We start from the raw sequence: 17,518 nt of genomic DNA on the forward strand, positions 1-17,518 counted from the left end.
CATATAAACATCATTTATTTAAGGAGGCAACATCCATATGAAATTTGCAATTATAGGCTGCGGATTTATTGCGAAGAAGCATGCCACTGCGATCAAACAGATTCCGGACGCTGAACTTGTCGCAGTATGCGATAAGGTAGAATCGGCCATGACTCCCTATACAGAGGAATATGGTGTCAATACTTACACGGATATGGGCATGATGCTCGAAAATGAAACAATTGACGCCGTATGCATCTGCACACCAAGCGGGTTTCATGCTCCTGTGGCGGAAGCCGTGGCGAAAGCGAAAAAGCACATCGTTCTTGAAAAACCAATCGCCATGACGATTGAAGAGACCGACCGGATCATAAGGGCGGCCAAAGACAATAGCGTGAAGCTGACAGTTGTCCATCCAAACCGTTTTCGGCCAGTCGTCATGGAACTGAAAAAACTATTGGATGAAGGAATGCTTGGGAAAATCAGCCATGCCAGCGCCAAGGTCAACTGGAACAGGAACCAGGAGTATTACGACCAGGCGGCTTGGCGGGGGACGAAACAATACGATGGCGGAGTGCTGATGAACCAGGCAATACATAATCTCGATCTGCTGCTTTGGTTCATGGGGCAGCCGGAACAGATCTTCAGCATGGAAGCAACGAGGCTGCGGAACATTGAAGCGGAAGACGTATCCGCCGGGGTAATCCGTTTTGAGTCAGGAGCCCTTGGTACGGTGGAAGCTTCGACCACGGTCTATCCTCGTAACTTTGAAGAATCGATCACGATTTTTGGTGAAAAGGGGACCGTGAAAATTGGCGGCACGAACGCCCTATACTTTGAGTATATCGATATTCGCGACCTGCCCGAAGCAGAGACAGAAGCGATAACGGAAAAAGTGAAATCGGAACCTTGGGGAATTCCAGGGCATCAGCAAATCATCCATGATCTCATCAAGGCTGTGAATGAGGACAGGGAACCTTTGGTAACCGGGGAGGACGGGAAAAAGGCACTTGAACTGGTACTGGCTTTTTACCAATCTGCTGCAACTAATCAGCCAATTAACATGCGAAGAGGAGTGTTAGTATGATCACTCAAGTAAAAGGAAACAGACTGGCGGATGAATTAATAGGCAAGCTCAATCAAAAAACAGCGACCATCGGCGTTGTAGGTCTCGGCTATGTCGGGCTTCCGCTCGCAGTCGAAAAGGCGAAAGCAGGATACAACGTCATTGGTTTTGATATCCAGGAAGAAAAAGTGGAAGCCGTCAACAAAGGGGAGAACTATATCGGCGATGTCATACCTGCTGATCTGGAGTCTCTTGTCATGGATGGAAAGCTGACCGCAACTTCGGATTATCATTTTATACATGATGTGGACGCCCTGGCAATCTGCGTTCCTACCCCTCTGGATATTTACAAACAGCCCAACATGACCTATGTGGAAAGCTCTGCAAGGGCCATCGCCTCCCATATTAAAAAAGGGACATTGATCGTACTGGAAAGCACCACCTATCCAGGCACAACCGAAGAGCTGATCAGGCCAATCATTGAAGAAAAGGGCCTAGTTTGCGGAGAGGACTTCTTCCTCGCTTATTCGCCTGAACGAGTCGATCCAGGCAATAAAGTGTTCAACACAAAAAATACACCGAAAGTCGTCGGAGGGGTAACACCTACTTGCACAAAAGTGGCGGCAACGATGTACCGTTCTGTGCTGGAAGGGGATGTCCATGAAGTTTCCAGCCCGGCGGTGGCGGAGATGGAAAAAATCCTTGAAAATACCTTCCGCAATATCAATATTGCATTGGCGAATGAAATGGCCATTCTTTGCAATAAAATGGGGCTTGATGTCTGGGAAGTCATTGACGCAGCCGCTACCAAACCGTACGGGTTCATGCCTTTTTATCCGGGGCCAGGGCTTGGCGGCCATTGCATCCCTATTGACCCTTGGTATCTTACCTGGAAAGCACGTGAATACAATTACCATACCCGCCTGATTGAAACTGCCGGCGAAATTAACGACAGCATGCCGGACTTTGTCGTCCAGCGCTGCATGGAGATCCTGAATGAGCAGGGCAAGGCAATCAAGGGGGCAAAAATTCTCGTTTTGGGGGTTGCCTATAAAAAGGATATTGATGATTACCGCGAATCTCCAGTTCTTCCTATTTTGGAGAGGCTGACTAGGGCTGGTGCTGAGTGGACAGTTGTTGACCCGCATGTGAAAGAGTTTCGGATGAACGCAGAGATGTATCAAACAGCAGAGCTTGAACCAACTGATATAGAAGAAGCAGATTTAGTATTGTTAACAACAAACCACAGTGTTTTTGATTATGGGTTGATTGAAAACCTTTCGAGGTTAATTCTCGATACAAGAAATGTATATGAAAAAACATCTGATAAGCATTATAAACTTTAACTAGTGGAAAGGGACTCTAATCCTTTCACTACATAATTGAAAAAATACAGGAGCAATCATATGAAATTGGGGATCATTGGTTCTTACGGAGGCTCAAGTATTGGTGACGAAGCCATTCTAAAGGGGCTTATCGAAACGTTGGAGGCATCAGCACTGGAGATTAATAAGGTCGTTATCTTTTCAACAAATAGTCTGATCACAAAAACAGCAATAGGAAAGTTGGATTACCGCTTCGAAATTGCCTTTAAAGATTTGACCATCTCCCGAGCTGGTAATCTGGAGAATAGCACAAGAAGCAAGTTAACTGTAAAAAGGAATATCATTAAGTTCTTAAAACAGTATCAATCTTTTTTTCCGTTAGAGAAACTCTACCGAAAGATTACCAAAAAGCCTTACATTATGAATGATGTGATTTCTGGTGAAAACCTTGATGCCTTGCTGTTCGGGGGAGGGAATCTCCTGATGGATTTGTATCCTAAATGGCCGTATATAGTGGAGGAGATATTGGAGCAGGCAGATAAGAACAGAACAAAAGTTTACTTTATTGGTATGGGGGCTGGTCCGATTCGTACTCCCTTCGGAAAGAGGCTGTTTAAAAAGGTTGTAAATAAGTACTATGTCAGTACGCGCGACCAGGAGTCAGCGGAATATTTACGCAAGCAGCTGAAGGTTGAAAAAAGCATTAAAGTAGGGACCGATTTAGCTTTTGGATTAGGAACCCACAGCGATTCCAATATACGAAAAAATGGTTTAGGGATTACAGTTGTCCCATATTATGCAGATTTTTATTGGCCTAAAAGCGATCTGGAAAAGTATCAAAATTATTGCCTCAATATGGCCAGGATTCTTGATGCAGTTTTGGAAGAACTTCCTGAGAAGGTTGAATTCTTTGCTACAAATTACCCATTTGATTTGAAAGTGGCCTTGGAAATTAAAAACTTAATGAAACATGGCAGGAAAATTCTTGTCAATCAAGAAAAAATGGATGTGGATACATTACTGGAGTACCTGGGGAAAAAGAAATTTATTTTAGGTACAAGACTGCATTCGCTTATTTTGTCATCATGCCGGGGCACCGATTTTTTTGGTGTGAGCTACCAGCCAAAAGTAAGGTACTTTCTAAACAGATTAGGGAAGGGACATGATTGTTTTAACATTACAGAGCTGGAACAAGAATTGCCCGCTGTGGAAATAGAGAGACTTTCCTCAAGAATAAAGGAATCATGCCAGAACCGGGATGACGGTAAAATCACCACTTATAGTACAGACCAGAAGAACGGTTTAATAAAAGAATTAGAGCAGGCATTAGCAATAAGGGTCGCTCATGCAAGGTAATAGGGTGTTCTATTATAATATTTTTCTAACCTTCACGAGACAAGGGGTCGCTTTGTTGTTTGGGTTGCTATTAACCGTTGTAATAGCCAGAACTCTTGGAGCTGAAGGGCAGGGAATCTATTCGCTCGTTATTTTGCTGCCAACCCTATTAACCACTTTTCTTAATCTGGGGATAGGCACATCGGCCGTCTATTATTCAAATGTAAAAACCCTTTCGATAGATTCAATTGTGAAAACGAATATCTTGTTTACTTTAGGATTAAGCTGCTTAGCCCTAATAGGCGGTTTTATCCTTATTCACGGATTTTCTGATATCTTCTTCGGAGGAGTTCCGGAACAACTTCTCATTCTTATTTTGTTGGCCACTCCAGTCATGCTATTAAACCTGGTCCTGCAAACCATCTTTCAGGGGAAACAGGATTTTAAGTCATTTAACATCATTCTTTTGGGCGGTCAGTTTGCAACATTGATCATTACGTACATCGGTTTGGTTTTCCTTTCTCTGGGAATTAAGGCAGCGATTGTTTCTTATATTGCAGGACAGGTTTTTTCCTTATTATTCATTCTATATTTATTAAGGAAAAAACATTCGGTGCGATTTAGGGAAGGTAAATTTGATAAACATTACCTGCGTAAGGCTTTGGATTTCGGGTTGAAATCCCATTTAAGCAATATACTTGCCTTCCTTAATTATAGGTCAGACATTCTGCTGCTTTCCTATTTCTTAAATCCATTGGCAGTGGGGTTCTATACGGTTGCCGTTAATATTGTTGAGCGTTTATGGATTATCTCTAATTCGATTTCAACTGTCCTATTCCCTAAAATTGCTTCTTTAGAAACAGAGGGAAAAAAAAATGAACTGACGGCTTTTATTGCTAGGCAGTCTTTTTTCATAACCATCATGATGTCTTTGGTCATTGTATGGTTGGCGGATCCCCTTGTAATCTTTTTATTTGGGGAAGAGTACCGGAACAGTATTCAGGTATTATTATGGCTTCTGCCGGGTATCATTTCAGGTTCTGTTTCTAAAATCATTGCCAATGACTTTGCAGGAAGAGGCAAGCCTGAATTAAATTTATATGTATCTATTGTGACAGTGACAATCAATGTTTTATTAAATATCCTTTTTATTCCCAAGTATGGATTACTCGCAACAGCTTTTTCCTCTTCGGCAACCTATACTCTGAACCTAATGATAAAAATTATTCTTTTTAAGAGAATGACAGGGTATGCGTATGGAGAGTTTATCTTTTTTCAAAAAAGTGATTTTCACTTTTACCGATCAGTTTTTCAAAAAGCGATAAGAATGGCGAATAGGAGTTAAAAATGAAGATATTTGTAGTTCCCTCCTGGTACCCGGATGACGATAATCCAATAAGAGGCATTTTTTTCAAAGAACAAGTACATGCACTTAAAAAAGAAGGAATGGACGTCATCGTTTTATATCCGGAAATTTGGAGTCTTAAAACCTTAAGGAAACAAAAACAAAAAACAGGTATTTCCTACCGGATGGAAGAAGGTATTAAAACCTACCGGTTCAAAGGATATAATTTTATACCCAGAGTTCCGAGTGTTTCCTATAGGATTTATAAAGAGAGATTAAAGAAGTTGTTTTCTATGGCAATACAGAGAGAGGGAGTTCCTGACCTTATTCATGCCCATTCCCTGATATGGGGAGGTTTAGCTGTTTCTGATCTCACTGCTGCACACGGTATTCCTTTGGTGGTCACAGAGCATTCCTCTGTTTTCGGTAGAGGATTAGTAAAGCCATATCACCAGAAATTAATTAAAAACAAGGCTGAAAGAATCCATTATTTAATTGCTGTAAGTAATAGCTTAAGGAAAGATTTATCGAAGTTTGTGGTTTCTAAAGAAATTGAAGTAATACCGAATATTGTTGACACGGAGTTCTTTACTTTTGGCAATGAAAAGAGAAATAGATTTACCTTTTTTTCATTAGCCATGTTAAATGAAAACAAGGGCATTGATGTTTTAATCAGGGCATTTTCTAATAAGTTTAAGGATAAGGACGCTGAATTATTAATCGGTGGAGATGGCAACGAAAAAAGAAGACTTCACCAGCTGGCAAATGAGCTTGGGGTTGGAAAGCAAGTGTTCTTTTTGGGAAAGCTCTCTAGAGAAAAAGCAGCAAGTTATATGAAACAATGTGATGTCTTTGTCCTGCCGAGCAGGTATGAGACGTTTGGTGTGGTATATATCGAGGCTCTTTCCTGTGGAAAACCAGTCATAGCAACTAAATGCGGGGGACCTGAAATGATGGTTAACAAGAAAAATGGAATGCTGGTAACAGTGGATAATATTGAAGAGCTTAGCGAAGCCATGAGTTATATAAAAGAAAACCATTCTAATTACAACCCGGAAACAATACGTAGAGAGTGTGTGAACCGGTTTGGTGAGAAGGCGGTAGCAGGCAGGCTGAAAAACTATTATAAAGGTGTCGTAGAGGGATGAATTATTTAGAAGTTCATCTTAAAGAAAAGGTTCAATATAAAAAACTTATCAAAGGTTCCTTGTATTTAATCATTGCTTTTCTGTTTTTGACCCCATCCTTTAAAATTGTAGAGTTTATTCCGAAGATAAGGCTGGAAGAAGTCTTTACTTTTTTAATCGTACTGTTCCTTATTATGAGAGTCATACTTAAAAAATATGTTTTATTGGCCTTTAATTCAACCATCTTATTACTGATTAGTTTTTGTTTTTTTATCGGTTTTTCGGTCTTAAATGGTACATTTCAAGGATATCAAACATCAATTTTTGATTTTAACCAATTCGTAATGGTCTTTAAATATGCAGTCATCTATACGGTGGCTTTAACCTTTTATTATTTGAATAGTGAGGACAAAAATGAAATGAAGAAAGTGCTTCGTTTCATTTTTTTTATGTCCACTCTTTTATTTTTCATCGTGCTTCAGCAATATTTTAATTTGTTTGGACTAAACGAAAAATATATTCGACTTGTCGCACCTACCCAATATGACACCTTAGTGAACAATTACGCCCATCCAAGGCCGGTTGGCATGCTTGGGAATCCAAATGAGCTGGGTTTTTTATTTGTCATGGTTGCACTCCTTGTGCTGTTTATCCTGTTAAACCATGAATTTAAGGTAACCCTTCTTTTGGTTTTTATGATGCAAATTTCGGGTGTATTTCTGACCTTATCACGTACGTCCTTGGTAGCTTTGGTTATCGGAACGACAGTAGTTATTGTCCCAGCCATGCTTAGCAGGAAAAATAGTTTGAAAAAACATGCAAGATTTTTGGTGTTTTTCTTCGTTTTGATTTCAGCCATTTTTTATGCCGTTACCTACACAGATTTTATCGATAAGATTTGGTGGAGGTTCACCGAGATTTTTAATCTTTCCCATTCAACCAGCTGGAATGCTAGGCTAACTAACTGGTCCGAAAATATGGATATCTTTCTCCAGCATTTTGTCATTGGGGTAGGGCCTTTAAGCCGGGCCATCTTCCAGCATGCTGCGGATAATGAATGGCTTTTGCTATTAAGATCCTATGGCATCATTGGAACTCTGGTTGTCTGTTTTATTTTTACCTATCTTGCAATAAACTCGAAGATTTCTAATCGTGCGTTGTTGCTATCGATTGTAATGGCAGGTGGAGTTTATATGGTTTCATCTGTATTTTTCCAGTCTCTAGTGCTTATGCCGGTTTTTTTAATTTTGGCAGCAATCAGTAATAGTGTAACAAAGGTAGTAGTTGTAACAAGGTAAATTCAAATCATAAAGGGGATTTAAATGAAAATTTGTCACTTAACCTCGGTCCATTCTTATCGGGATGCCCGTATTTTTACGAAAGAATGTCAGTCTCTTGCTGCATTTGGGCATGAAGTGCATCTCATTGCGCCAGGTGCGCCTTGTGAAAAAGTGAATGGTGTGTTTCTCCACGGGATATCACCAGGCAAGGGGAATCGATTAACACGAATGACCGGGACTGTCCGCCAGGTGTATAAAAAGGCAGTCGATGTTGACGCAGATGTCTATCATTTTCATGATCCAGAGCTTATTACAGTCGGGCTTTTAATGAAGGCTAAAGGGAAAAAGGTTGTGTATGATGTCCATGAAGATTTGCCGAAGCAAATCTTCCGGAAACCTTACATTCCCCTCTATATACAAAAACCTGTATCAGTTGCCATTGATTTTATTGAAAAAAACTCTTCCCGACTATTTGATCTTATTATTTGTGCAACCCCCCATATTTGTGAACATTTTAAAAAATATAATGTTCGCAGAGTAACAGTTAAAAATTATCCCAGATTAGGAGCGGAATTACGTCCGCGTGACGAACAAATCGGAAGGGGAAATTATGTCTGCTATATTGGCGGTTTGTCCGCCGATAGAGGGTTGAATGTGATGCAAGAGGCCGTTTCATTCACAAAGTCCAATTTATATTTAGCTGGCCGCTTTTTTAGCCGAAAGGATCAGAACAGGTTTAAAAATACAACTGAAGGCCAAGTGAAGTACCTGGGGTTTTTGGAAAAGGAACAAATCAATGAATTATTGGCAAATTCTTTGGCAGGATTAGTGGTCCTCGAGGAGAACGAAGCTTTTTCATATTCACTCCCAGTGAAAATGTTTGAATACATGTCTGCTGGAATTCCAGTTATCTGTTCTGATTTTCCATTATGGCGTGAAATTGTGGAGAAGTACAACTGCGGGATTTGTGTGGATCCCAAAAATAGCAAACAACTTGCTGAGGCGATAAATTATATTCGTGATCACCCTGAAGAAGCAAGGCTTATGGGGGAAAACGGTCTGAAAGCTGTACAGGAAGAATACAACTGGGAATCGGAAAGCAAAAAGTTAATCAAGGCATACGGGATGCTAATTAATTTCAACAAGAAAGAGGTAAATATAAGTGAAAATTCAAATGCTTGATCTATCTGAACAATATCAATCTTTAAGAGAGGAAGTTATTGCCAAGCTTGATGAAGTGATGTCATCTTCTAGTTTTATTTTAGGGGAGAATGTCAAAAAACTTGAGGCTGATGTTGCTTCCTATAGTAAGTCGTCCTGGGGAATCGGGGTTGGCAACGGAAGTGACGCCATCCATATCGCTCTTCAGGCAGCAGGAATCGCGGAAGGTGACGAAGTCATAACTACAGCATTTACCTTTTTTGCGACGGGCGGAGCGATTGCCCGTGCAGGAGCTAAACCAGTATTCGTTGATATTGATCGCGAAACGTTCAATATTGACCCCGATAAAATAGAACCAGCAATCACGAATAAGACAAAAGCGATTTTGCCTGTCCACTTGTATGGCCAAATGGCTGACATGAAAAAGATAAAAGAAATTGCGGGCACTCACCATCTTGCGGTAATTGAGGATGCTGCCCAGGCAATCGGAGCAAAACATCATGGGAAAAATGCAGGTGAATTTGGCACTGCTGCCACCTACAGCTTTTTTCCGACCAAAAACCTGGGAGCCTATGGTGATGCAGGGATGATTGTAACCAGCGATGAGGACCTTGCCGAAAAAGCTCGTGTCATTCGTGTCCATGGAAGCAAACCGAAATATTACCATCATGTCCTAGGTTATAACAGCCGTTTGGATGAGCTCCAGGCGGCTATCCTGAACGTTAAATTCCCCTCCCTTGACCAGTGGTCCCAAGCCCGTCGGGAAAGAGCGGCCTATTATACAAAAAAAATAAATGAGCAATTAGGCGATATCATCCAGACACCGGTCGAAAAGGCTGCTAACTATCATGTGTTCCATCAATATACATTGAGATTACCATACAGGGATGAACTGCAGGGATTCCTGAAGGAAAATGGCATCTCCACCATGATTTATTATCCTATGCCATTACATGTACAGCCTGTATTTAAAGATTTGGGATATAAAACAGGGGACTTGCCAGAAACAGAAAAAGCCGCCAAAGAAGTTCTTTCACTGCCGATGTATCCTGAATTAAAGCAGGAAGCTCAAGATTTTGTCCTTGAAAAAATCATTGAATTTTATAGAGGAAGGGGAATGAGCAGTGAAAATAGTGACGGTAGCAGGGACAAGACCGCAGCTGGTGAAGGTAGCATCAGTATCGCGTGAACTGAGGAAGTACGCCACGGAGGTGCTGGTTAATACGGGACAGCATTACGATTATAGAATGGCCGGTGTTTTCTTTGAGGAATTACAGATTCCCAAGCCCGATTATGACCTTGGGATCGGTTCCGCTTCCCATGGCAAACAAACGGGAGAAATGCTGATGGCCATTGAGGAGGTCCTTATTAAGGAAAGTCCGGATGCCGTATTGGTGTACGGTGATACGAACTCTACCATTGCAGGGGCACTGGCTGCAAGTAAACTTCATTTGCCCGTCATTCATGTGGAGGCAGGGCTTAGGAGTTTCAATAAAACGATGCCTGAGGAAATCAACCGGATTATCACGGATCATGTTTCCAGTCTTTTATTTTCGCCAACAGGTGCAGCAATAGACAATCTCAGGCAGGAGAACATTACGGAAAATGTCATTGAAACTGGTGATGTCATGTATGACGCTGTGCTGTATAACATAGGCATTGCTGAAGAAAAATATCAGCTTGAAGCATTTGGTGTAAAAGAAAAAAAGTACATCCTTGCTACCATTCACCGTGCAGAGAATACAGATTCGGAAGAAAGGCTGAGCGCCATTTTTAGAGCCTTTGCAGCCTTAGATGATGATGTCATTTTGCCCCTGCACCCGAGGACCAAAAATAAACTTCGGGAATTTGGGCTGGAACACTTATTGGTCAATGCAGCCAATATCAAGGCGATTGAACCGGTGTCTTACCTGGAAATGCTGTTGCTTGAGAAAAATGCGAGTACGATTGTGACAGATTCGGGGGGAGTACAAAAAGAAGCGTATTTTGCTAGGGTTCCTTGCCTCACGGTTCGCCCGGAAACAGAATGGGTTGAGACGGTAGAAGCGGGATGCAATATGTTGGTTGACCCGGTAAAGGAAGATCTAAGTGTAGTGATTAAAAACTTCCGCCCTAAAAGCTTCGAGGTTCAACTATACGGCGACGGCAAGGCCGCGCAAAAAATAGCAAAAGAAACGATGATGTATCTAGAAAGAAAAACCGCCTTATCAGGATAAGGCGGTTTTTTTAGAGGAGAGATGAACATGCAAGCGTCCATACATAAAGGAGAAAATGTCGTAATTGGCAAAGATGTGAGTTTTGGGGAGAATGTAACACTTGGCAGCAATGTTGTGATCTACGATGGCACTGAAATCGGTAATAATGTCGTTATACAGGATAACGCCGTCATCGGCAAACAGCCTACACGGGCCAAAGCATCGATTTTGCCGGAAACGAAGCAGCTTCCTCCTGCTGTGATTGGTTCAGGGGTAATCGTTGGAACATCAGCAATCATCTATGCGAGCGCGGAAATTGAAGATGAAGTATTTGTAGCAGACCTGGCCACCATCCGCGAACGGGTGCAGATTGGAAACGGGACGATTGTCGGCCGAGGTGTGGCAATTGAAAATGATTGCAGGGTGGGCATCAGATGCAAGCTTGAAACGAACTGCTACATTACAGCTTATTCTGTGCTTGAGGATTACGTCTTCATTGCTCCTTGTGTAGTTACCACCAATGATAATTATTTGGCCAGGAGCAAAGAAAGGTTTGGGAAATTCAAAGGAGTTACGGTAAAAAAAGGTGGGCGGGTAGGTGCCAATTCCACGATTTTGCCGGGGAAGGTTATCCATGAAGACGGGGCAGTGGGTGCCGGGAGTGTCGTGACAAGGGATGTCCGGCAAGAAGAGTTGGTAGTCGGCTCCCCTGCTAGAAAACTTAGGGAAGTCCCGAAAGAACAATTATTAATCAATCAAAAGTGAGGTTATAAGGTGAAGATCTGGATTTTTAATCATTATGCCATTGGCCCGGGATCAAGTGGAGGAACCAGGCATTATGATTTGGCGAAGCAGTTGGCTGCAAAAGGACATAAGGTGAAAATCTTTGCTTCATCATTTAACCACCAGGCCTTAAAAGAGGAGCATCTTGCAGACAGTAACCGGTTGTACGTGACTAAAAATTATGACGGTATGGATTTCATCTGGATTAAAACCCCTCCTTATGAGCGCAATGACATTAGGCGAGTAAGAAATATGATTGCCTACAGCACGCGGGCTTACCGAATTGCCGCAAAAATGGATGAAAAGCCAGATATTGTAGTAGGCTCACTGGTTCACCCGCTGGCAGCCTATGTAGGTTATCTTGTATCCAAAAAAAGGAAGGCCATCTTTTATTTCGAAGAGCGTGACCTTTGGCCGCAAACCTTGATTGATTTAGGGAAAGTGACAAAAAGGAATCCTGTGATTTATGGGCTAGCCTCTATTGAAAAGTTTCTTTACAGGAAGTCTAAAAGAGTTATTGTGCTATTTGATAAAGCGGTTGGTTATGTTACGAACAAAGGAATCGAAAAGGATAAAGTGCTGTACCTGCCCAATGGGATTGATCTCTCTAGAATGGACCGGGCACAGGAGCTCCCCGAAAGAGTACAGAATATTTTATCTATAAATAAAAATAAAATTGTTGCTGTGTACACTGGCAGCCATGGAAAAGCCAACAATCTGGATGTCATTCTTGATGCGGCAGGTATCTTGAAGGCTGCGAAGGCGCCTGTCCATTTTCTGCTTGTAGGGAATGGTCCGGAAAAGAAAAGACTTATGAAGCGGCAACAGGAAGAAGGGTTGAGCAATGTAAATTTTGAAGACCCCTTGCCAAAAGAATGCATCCCTGCGCTTTTGGGAAAATGCAGCATTGGTCTTTTGCCGTTAAAGGATTCCCCGGTTTTTAAATGGGGGATAAGCCCCAATAAATTATTCGACTACATGGGTGCCAGTTTGCCAGTTGCCCTTTTATGTGATTTGGAAGGGACCCCTGTCGAAAAGGCGGAGGGCGGTTACGTAATCAGAAACAATTTCGCAGATGGTTTGGCCAGCGTTTTAAATAATGCGTCCAAAGATGAATTACGTCAGATGGGAATGAAAGCTAGGGGCTATGTAGAAAAAGAACACAATTGGAGCAGCTTATCGGAAAAATTGGAAAAAATCATGCTTCAAGACCTTAAGGGACTGAGATAAATGAAACGAACCCTTGATATTACCTGCGCTTTCGGTGCATTGCTCTTGCTATCTCCAATAATGATAATAACAGCTCTTTTGGTCCGTCTTAATCTTGGTTCGCCGGTTCTTTTTAAACAGCTAAGACCCGGTCTTCATGGAAAGCCTTTCTATATTTATAAGTTCCGAACCATGACAGACAAGCGCGATTCAAATGGGGAATTGCTGCCTGACCATGTTCGGCTGACCCCGTTTGGGCAGCTGCTCCGCAAATTCAGCCTTGATGAATTTCCTCAGCTAATTAATGTTTTGAAAGGGGACTTGAGCCTGGTAGGGCCCCGGCCGTTACTGATAGAATACCTGGATCTTTATACGGAAGAGCAGGCAAGGCGCCATGAGGTGCGTCCGGGAATTACCGGCTGGGCCCAGGTGAACGGGCGGAACGCCGTTTCATGGGAACAGAAATTTGAACTGGACGTCTGGTATGTGGACAATCATTCAATTTGGCTGGATTTGAAAATCCTGTCCATGACCTTTTTAAAAGTGGCGAAATCAGAAGGGATCAGCCAGCAAGGGTCGGTGACCGCAGAAAAATTCAGGGGAACTTCGAACCAGGAGGTCGATTTATGAAACAGCTCTGTGTAATCGGCCAGGGCGGACATAGCAAGGTAATTATCGATATTATCATCGCCATGAAAAAGTACCAGATTGCGGCTTGCCTTGATGATAAATACCCCGGGACGAGCAAGCGGAAGGGAATTCTATATGGCCCCGTTTCCCTTGCCGAGGAGCTTTCAAAAGAGGAATCAATGGGCTTTGTCATTGCCATTGGCTGCAATAAAACACGAAAAAAACTATTTTCCGAGCTTGGGCTGCCCATCGAACGATTTCCCGTGCTCGTGCACCCGGCTGCAGTTGTCAGCCCTTCCAGCATCATAGGCGGCGGCACGGTCGTTATGCCAAACAGCACTATTAATGCGTGCGCCGCAATTGGAAATCATGCCATTATCAATACGGGTTCTGTAGTTGAACATGATAGCCTGCTGGGAAATTATGTACATGTATGTCCCAATGCAACGCTGACAGGCAATGTGGAGGCAGGGGAAGGAGCCCAGATTGGCGCGGGGGCTGCCATCATTCCAGGCATTCGCATCGGGCGCTGGAGCATTGTCGGAGCCGGATCAACGGTGATTCATCCTGTACCGGACCATGAAAAAGTAGCAGGTGCACCAGCGAAATCAATACTTAAGGTGAGGGTGTGATTCTTGAATGGCACAGCAAATGGTCAAGCAGAAAAGAATTTATCTGTCGTCTCCCCATATGAGCGGAAATGAGCAGAAATATATAAAAGAAGCTTTTGACACCAATTGGATCGCCCCATTGGGCCCAAATGTGGATTGCTTTGAAAGAGAGATTGCGGCGTATATTGGAACAAAGGGAGCGGCTGCTGTAAGTTCCGGGACCGCGGCGATTCACTTGGCGCTGCAACTGTTGGACGTCGGCAGGGGAGACCGTGTATTTTGCTCTTCCCTAACTTTTATCGCAAGTGCCAACCCTATTGTCTATCAGGGAGCTGAACCAGTTTTTATCGATTCAGAGCCTGATACCTGGAATATGTCTCCGCAGGCGCTAAAAAGGGCATTTATAGAGGCGGAGAGGAAGGGCAGACTGCCCAAGGCGGTCATTGTCGTCAATCTTTATGGCCAAAGTGCCAAGATGGACGAGATCATTTCGGTATGCGATGCCTATAATGTTCCTATCATTGAAGACGCCGCTGAATCGTTAGGATCATCCTATAAGGGGAGAAAAAGCGGCACGTTTGGGAAATTTGGCATTTTCTCTTTTAATGGGAACAAAATTATCACCACTTCAGGTGGAGGCATGCTTGTTTCAAATGATGAGGAGGCCTTGGAAAAGGCCCGCTTTCTCGCTACTCAGGCCCGCGATCCGGCACCACACTACCAGCATAGCGATGTCGGTTTTAATTACCGGATGAGCAATATTCTTGCAGGGGTCGGGCGTGCCCAGCTTGAGGTGCTGGATGAAAGGGTCAAAAGCCGAAGGACCATCTATAAACGGTATCAAGCTGCCCTGGGTGGAATAGAAGGAATTGACTTTATGCCGGAAATGGATGGGACCATGTCGAACAGGTGGTTAACGGCATTAACGATTGACGCCCATATCGCGGGGATTTCCCCAATGCAAATGATTGAACACCTGGCCAAGGATAATATAGAGGCACGGCCTGTCTGGAAGCCGCTGCATCTTCAGCCTGCCTTCGAAGGAGCAGCCTATTACCCCCATCAGGCGGGGGTCAGCATATCAGACCATCTATTCAGGAATGGCTTGTGCCTGCCCTCAGGATCCAATATGACATTGGAAGAACAGATTAGGGTGATTGGCGGAATCATGGAACTCTTTGCGAAGGTGGAGGTAACCAGGGCGCTTGGTTTGCCAGTGAGTTAGACCCAAATAAAAAAGAGGCATTGGACGATGTTAATTTCGTCCAATGCCTCTTTTTTTTATTGGCTGTTTATATAAAGGTAGGCAGAAATACTGAACAATGCTGTGCTTGATGATTCTTCCCGAAGGTACATCTCCTGGTAAACCCCTTCAAGTTCTTCAAAAATTCCTTTATCATATATTCCCAAATACCCAAGCCTTAATATTTCAAAATAATAAGGGTTCTCTTCTTGGTTAAAATAAACCTTTTTTTCATTCTCCAAATTATGAATATATTTTCTTACCTTTGGCGGTCTGTCGGTATGGACGGTTTTATAGATAATATTTGTGAATCTTTCAAAATCCTTCGTTGAGAATATATCAAAGCCGGCATGTTCATGCAGGATGTACAAGCCATAAATCGTCAATGCGGCATGGCTGATATCTTCCCCCGGGCGCGGTGTGGTTCCGGAGACCCAGTAACGCCAATAATAGGCATCATGCTTTTCGTCATAGCTGACTAGTTCATTTTTAAAATAACGAAGGCTTTTTTCAATTTTCTCTGTATAAGCATTTCCTTCCGTTAGCTTATCATAGAGGCCGCAGGCAGCTAAATAAATAAAAATCCTGTTGGGCACAGCCATTTTATTTGCTTCCGTCACATACGGTTCACCGTAGGAATGGCCCCGGAAGAACCCTTCCGTTTCGGAAACGTCCTTCCACATTCCCGGCTGGTTGTGAACGGCCAAAGCCTTGCCGGCTGAAACCAAAAATTCGTCGGCAATGTCACGGTATTCACTCAAATTGTATGTTTGGACAATATCAACAAAGACAAGGATAGGCACGACAATCATGCCCGTATGGACAGGGTAGGTATAGCTGAACTTTCCGGAAGTGTAATGTCCGCGATCCGACCAGGCAGGGAGCGATAATCCTGAATTGGTAAAACTCTCAATCCCTAATTTTTCATCGGTATGTTTCAAAATGTACTGCGCCTGGGGAAAGAAAAAGTTCAAATACTTCTCATCACCTGTAGCCATATACATGTTCAGGAGGGAGAGGGCCACATAGCTCCAGCCCCAGGCGTAATCTTCACCACTAAAATTGTAGTTGCCGCTGGGAAACTGTTTAAAAGACCAGGCGGCCTGCTGGAAATACATTTCATCATAAAATTCGGGGGTTAGTACATCTTCTGTGTTCAATCCGTCTACCGCTTTTCTCTCAAAGAAGCCGAAAATCAAAATGACAGCGGTGAAAATGATGAACAAGCGTTTTTTAATCGCCAATTTTCCCTCTCACTTCTTTTCGATAGTACGGACAGGAAATGCTATTCAATGAGCATATGTTTCTTTAGCGCATCGGTCAATTTCTGTTTTTCCTGTTCGGCTATATGATAGTAATAGACGCCGTCTGTTTCCTGGCCGCGGCCATTGACCTGGATTTGCTCTACATTATGCCGGGCATCCATATAGTTTGCCTGGATGGATTTTAAGGCGTCGAATGTGAAATTGGTTTTCACATTGTTTCCGATTGCTTCCAGAATGTTTCCGTAATTTGCGAGAGTTTTAACCTGGGCTGCTTCCTTAATAAAGGCTTGAATGATTTTCCGCTGCCGCTCCTGCCGGCCGAAATCCCCATTTGGATCTTCATGCCGCATTTGGGAATACCTTAGTGCCTCCTCGCCATTCAAATTTATATCCCCTAAAGGAAAGTGTTCGCCGCCATACGAAAATTCTAATGTGTTGTTGACTGAAACTCCGCCAACGGCGTCTACCAGGTCCTTAAAACCGTCCATATTTACTTCCAAAAAGTAATCGACCGGGATATCGAGGAGTTTTTCAACTGTTTTAATGGATAGGTCCGTCCCGCCGTATGTATAAGCATGGTTCAGTTTATCCCTTGTTTTCTGTCCTTCAATCTCTGTAAGGGTATCACGGGGAATGCTCACCATTTTAATCGATTCCTCATGGGGGTTGACCGTCAATAAGATTAAGGAGTCGGGCCGCCCGCGATCTCCTTCCCGCTTGTCGATTCCCAATAATAGGACAGAAAAAGGATCTTTCTCTGCTAAATTGATGATCCTCTTATCGGTTTGGACACTTAAAGGCTGATGTGTTTTGTCAAGGGTGCTCGCGATGGAATGATACACGCTAAAGGCATATGCCCCTCCACCGAGGAAAAGCAGCAGCATGACGCCAATAGTGATTTTTAGGCCAAGGCGCTTCTTTTTACGCCGGTCAGGATGATGGTGTTCCTGAGTCATCATATCCA

Annotated in this window: 16 protein-coding genes; 14 read left to right on the forward strand and 2 right to left on the reverse strand. The window is 43.0% G+C overall.

What is annotated here, in order from left to right:
- Positions 1–37 precede the first annotated feature (37 nt).
- The 14 genes from WQ57_RS06920 to WQ57_RS06985 all read left to right on the forward strand — a co-directional run bounded on the left by WQ57_RS06920 (position 38) and on the right by WQ57_RS06985 (position 15,271).
- Entirely contained in the window at positions 38–1,066 is a 1,029-nt protein-coding gene (locus WQ57_RS06920) for a Gfo/Idh/MocA family protein (protein ID WP_046523018.1), read from the forward strand.
- Positions 1,063–2,391: a nucleotide sugar dehydrogenase gene (locus WQ57_RS06925; protein WP_046523019.1), complete on the forward strand. Its 1,329-nt coding sequence runs from the start codon at positions 1,063–1,065 to the stop codon at positions 2,389–2,391. Before WQ57_RS06920 ends, WQ57_RS06925 begins: the two co-directional genes overlap by 4 nt.
- Positions 2,392–2,457: 66 nt before the next feature.
- Positions 2,458–3,726, forward strand: a complete 1,269-nt coding sequence (locus WQ57_RS06930) for a polysaccharide pyruvyl transferase family protein (RefSeq protein WP_162200605.1) — start codon at positions 2,458–2,460, stop codon at positions 3,724–3,726.
- Positions 3,716–5,050: a flippase gene (locus WQ57_RS06935; RefSeq protein WP_084820199.1), complete on the forward strand. Its 1,335-nt coding sequence runs from the start codon at positions 3,716–3,718 to the stop codon at positions 5,048–5,050. Before WQ57_RS06930 ends, WQ57_RS06935 begins: the two co-directional genes overlap by 11 nt.
- Positions 5,051–5,052: 2 nt before the next feature.
- Positions 5,053–6,198 (forward strand): glycosyltransferase, encoded by a 1,146-nt coding sequence (locus WQ57_RS06940; RefSeq protein ID WP_046523022.1) that lies wholly within the window; start codon positions 5,053–5,055, stop codon positions 6,196–6,198.
- Positions 6,195–7,475 carry an O-antigen ligase family protein gene (locus WQ57_RS06945; RefSeq protein WP_046523023.1) on the forward strand — a complete coding sequence of 427 codons (1,281 nt, stop codon included), beginning with the start codon at positions 6,195–6,197 and terminating at the stop codon, positions 7,473–7,475. The genes WQ57_RS06940 and WQ57_RS06945 overlap by 4 nt, the downstream gene beginning before the upstream one ends.
- Positions 7,476–7,499: 24 nt before the next feature.
- Positions 7,500–8,639, forward strand: coding sequence for a glycosyltransferase family 4 protein (locus WQ57_RS06950; protein ID WP_046523024.1), 1,140 nt, complete (start codon positions 7,500–7,502; stop codon positions 8,637–8,639).
- On the forward strand, positions 8,620–9,807 hold the full coding sequence (locus WQ57_RS06955; RefSeq protein WP_084820200.1) for a DegT/DnrJ/EryC1/StrS family aminotransferase: 1,188 nt from the start codon (positions 8,620–8,622) through the stop codon (positions 9,805–9,807). Before WQ57_RS06950 ends, WQ57_RS06955 begins: the two co-directional genes overlap by 20 nt.
- Positions 9,743–10,834 carry a non-hydrolyzing UDP-N-acetylglucosamine 2-epimerase gene (gene wecB / locus WQ57_RS06960; RefSeq protein ID WP_046523025.1) on the forward strand — a complete coding sequence of 364 codons (1,092 nt, stop codon included), beginning with the start codon at positions 9,743–9,745 and terminating at the stop codon, positions 10,832–10,834. The genes WQ57_RS06955 and wecB overlap by 65 nt, the downstream gene beginning before the upstream one ends.
- Positions 10,835–10,861: 27 nt before the next feature.
- Positions 10,862–11,578 carry an acyltransferase gene (locus WQ57_RS06965; RefSeq protein WP_156183071.1) on the forward strand — a complete coding sequence of 239 codons (717 nt, stop codon included), beginning with the start codon at positions 10,862–10,864 and terminating at the stop codon, positions 11,576–11,578.
- 9 nt (positions 11,579–11,587) lie between these two features.
- The gene (locus WQ57_RS06970; RefSeq protein WP_046523027.1) at positions 11,588–12,826 is read left to right on the forward strand and encodes a glycosyltransferase family 4 protein; all 1,239 of its coding nucleotides are present in this window, start codon (positions 11,588–11,590) and stop codon (positions 12,824–12,826) included.
- Positions 12,827–13,435 (forward strand): sugar transferase, encoded by a 609-nt coding sequence (locus tag WQ57_RS06975; protein ID WP_046523028.1) that lies wholly within the window; start codon positions 12,827–12,829, stop codon positions 13,433–13,435. It abuts the gene before it with no gap.
- The gene (locus tag WQ57_RS06980) at positions 13,432–14,067 is read left to right on the forward strand and encodes an acetyltransferase (RefSeq protein WP_046523029.1); all 636 of its coding nucleotides are present in this window, start codon (positions 13,432–13,434) and stop codon (positions 14,065–14,067) included. Before WQ57_RS06975 ends, WQ57_RS06980 begins: the two co-directional genes overlap by 4 nt.
- Before the next feature lie 19 nt (positions 14,068–14,086).
- Positions 14,087–15,271: an aminotransferase class I/II-fold pyridoxal phosphate-dependent enzyme gene (locus WQ57_RS06985; RefSeq protein ID WP_046523121.1), complete on the forward strand. Its 1,185-nt coding sequence runs from the start codon at positions 14,087–14,089 to the stop codon at positions 15,269–15,271.
- Positions 15,272–15,327: 56 nt separating this feature from the next.
- Here WQ57_RS06985 and WQ57_RS06990 read toward each other — a convergent pair whose 3' ends face one another.
- Positions 15,328–16,533, reverse strand: a complete 1,206-nt coding sequence (locus WQ57_RS06990) for a hypothetical protein (protein WP_046523030.1) — start codon at positions 16,531–16,533, stop codon at positions 15,328–15,330.
- A 41-nt stretch (positions 16,534–16,574) separates the two neighbouring features.
- Positions 16,575–17,510 carry an LCP family glycopolymer transferase gene (locus tag WQ57_RS06995; RefSeq protein WP_046523031.1) on the reverse strand — a complete coding sequence of 312 codons (936 nt, stop codon included), beginning with the start codon at positions 17,508–17,510 and terminating at the stop codon, positions 16,575–16,577.
- Between the last annotated feature and the right edge of the window lie 8 nt (positions 17,511–17,518).

Origin of the sequence: Mesobacillus campisalis (genome assembly GCF_000986785.1) — a bacterium.
Lineage (GTDB): Bacteria > Bacillota > Bacilli > Bacillales > Cytobacillaceae > Mesobacillus_B > Mesobacillus_B campisalis.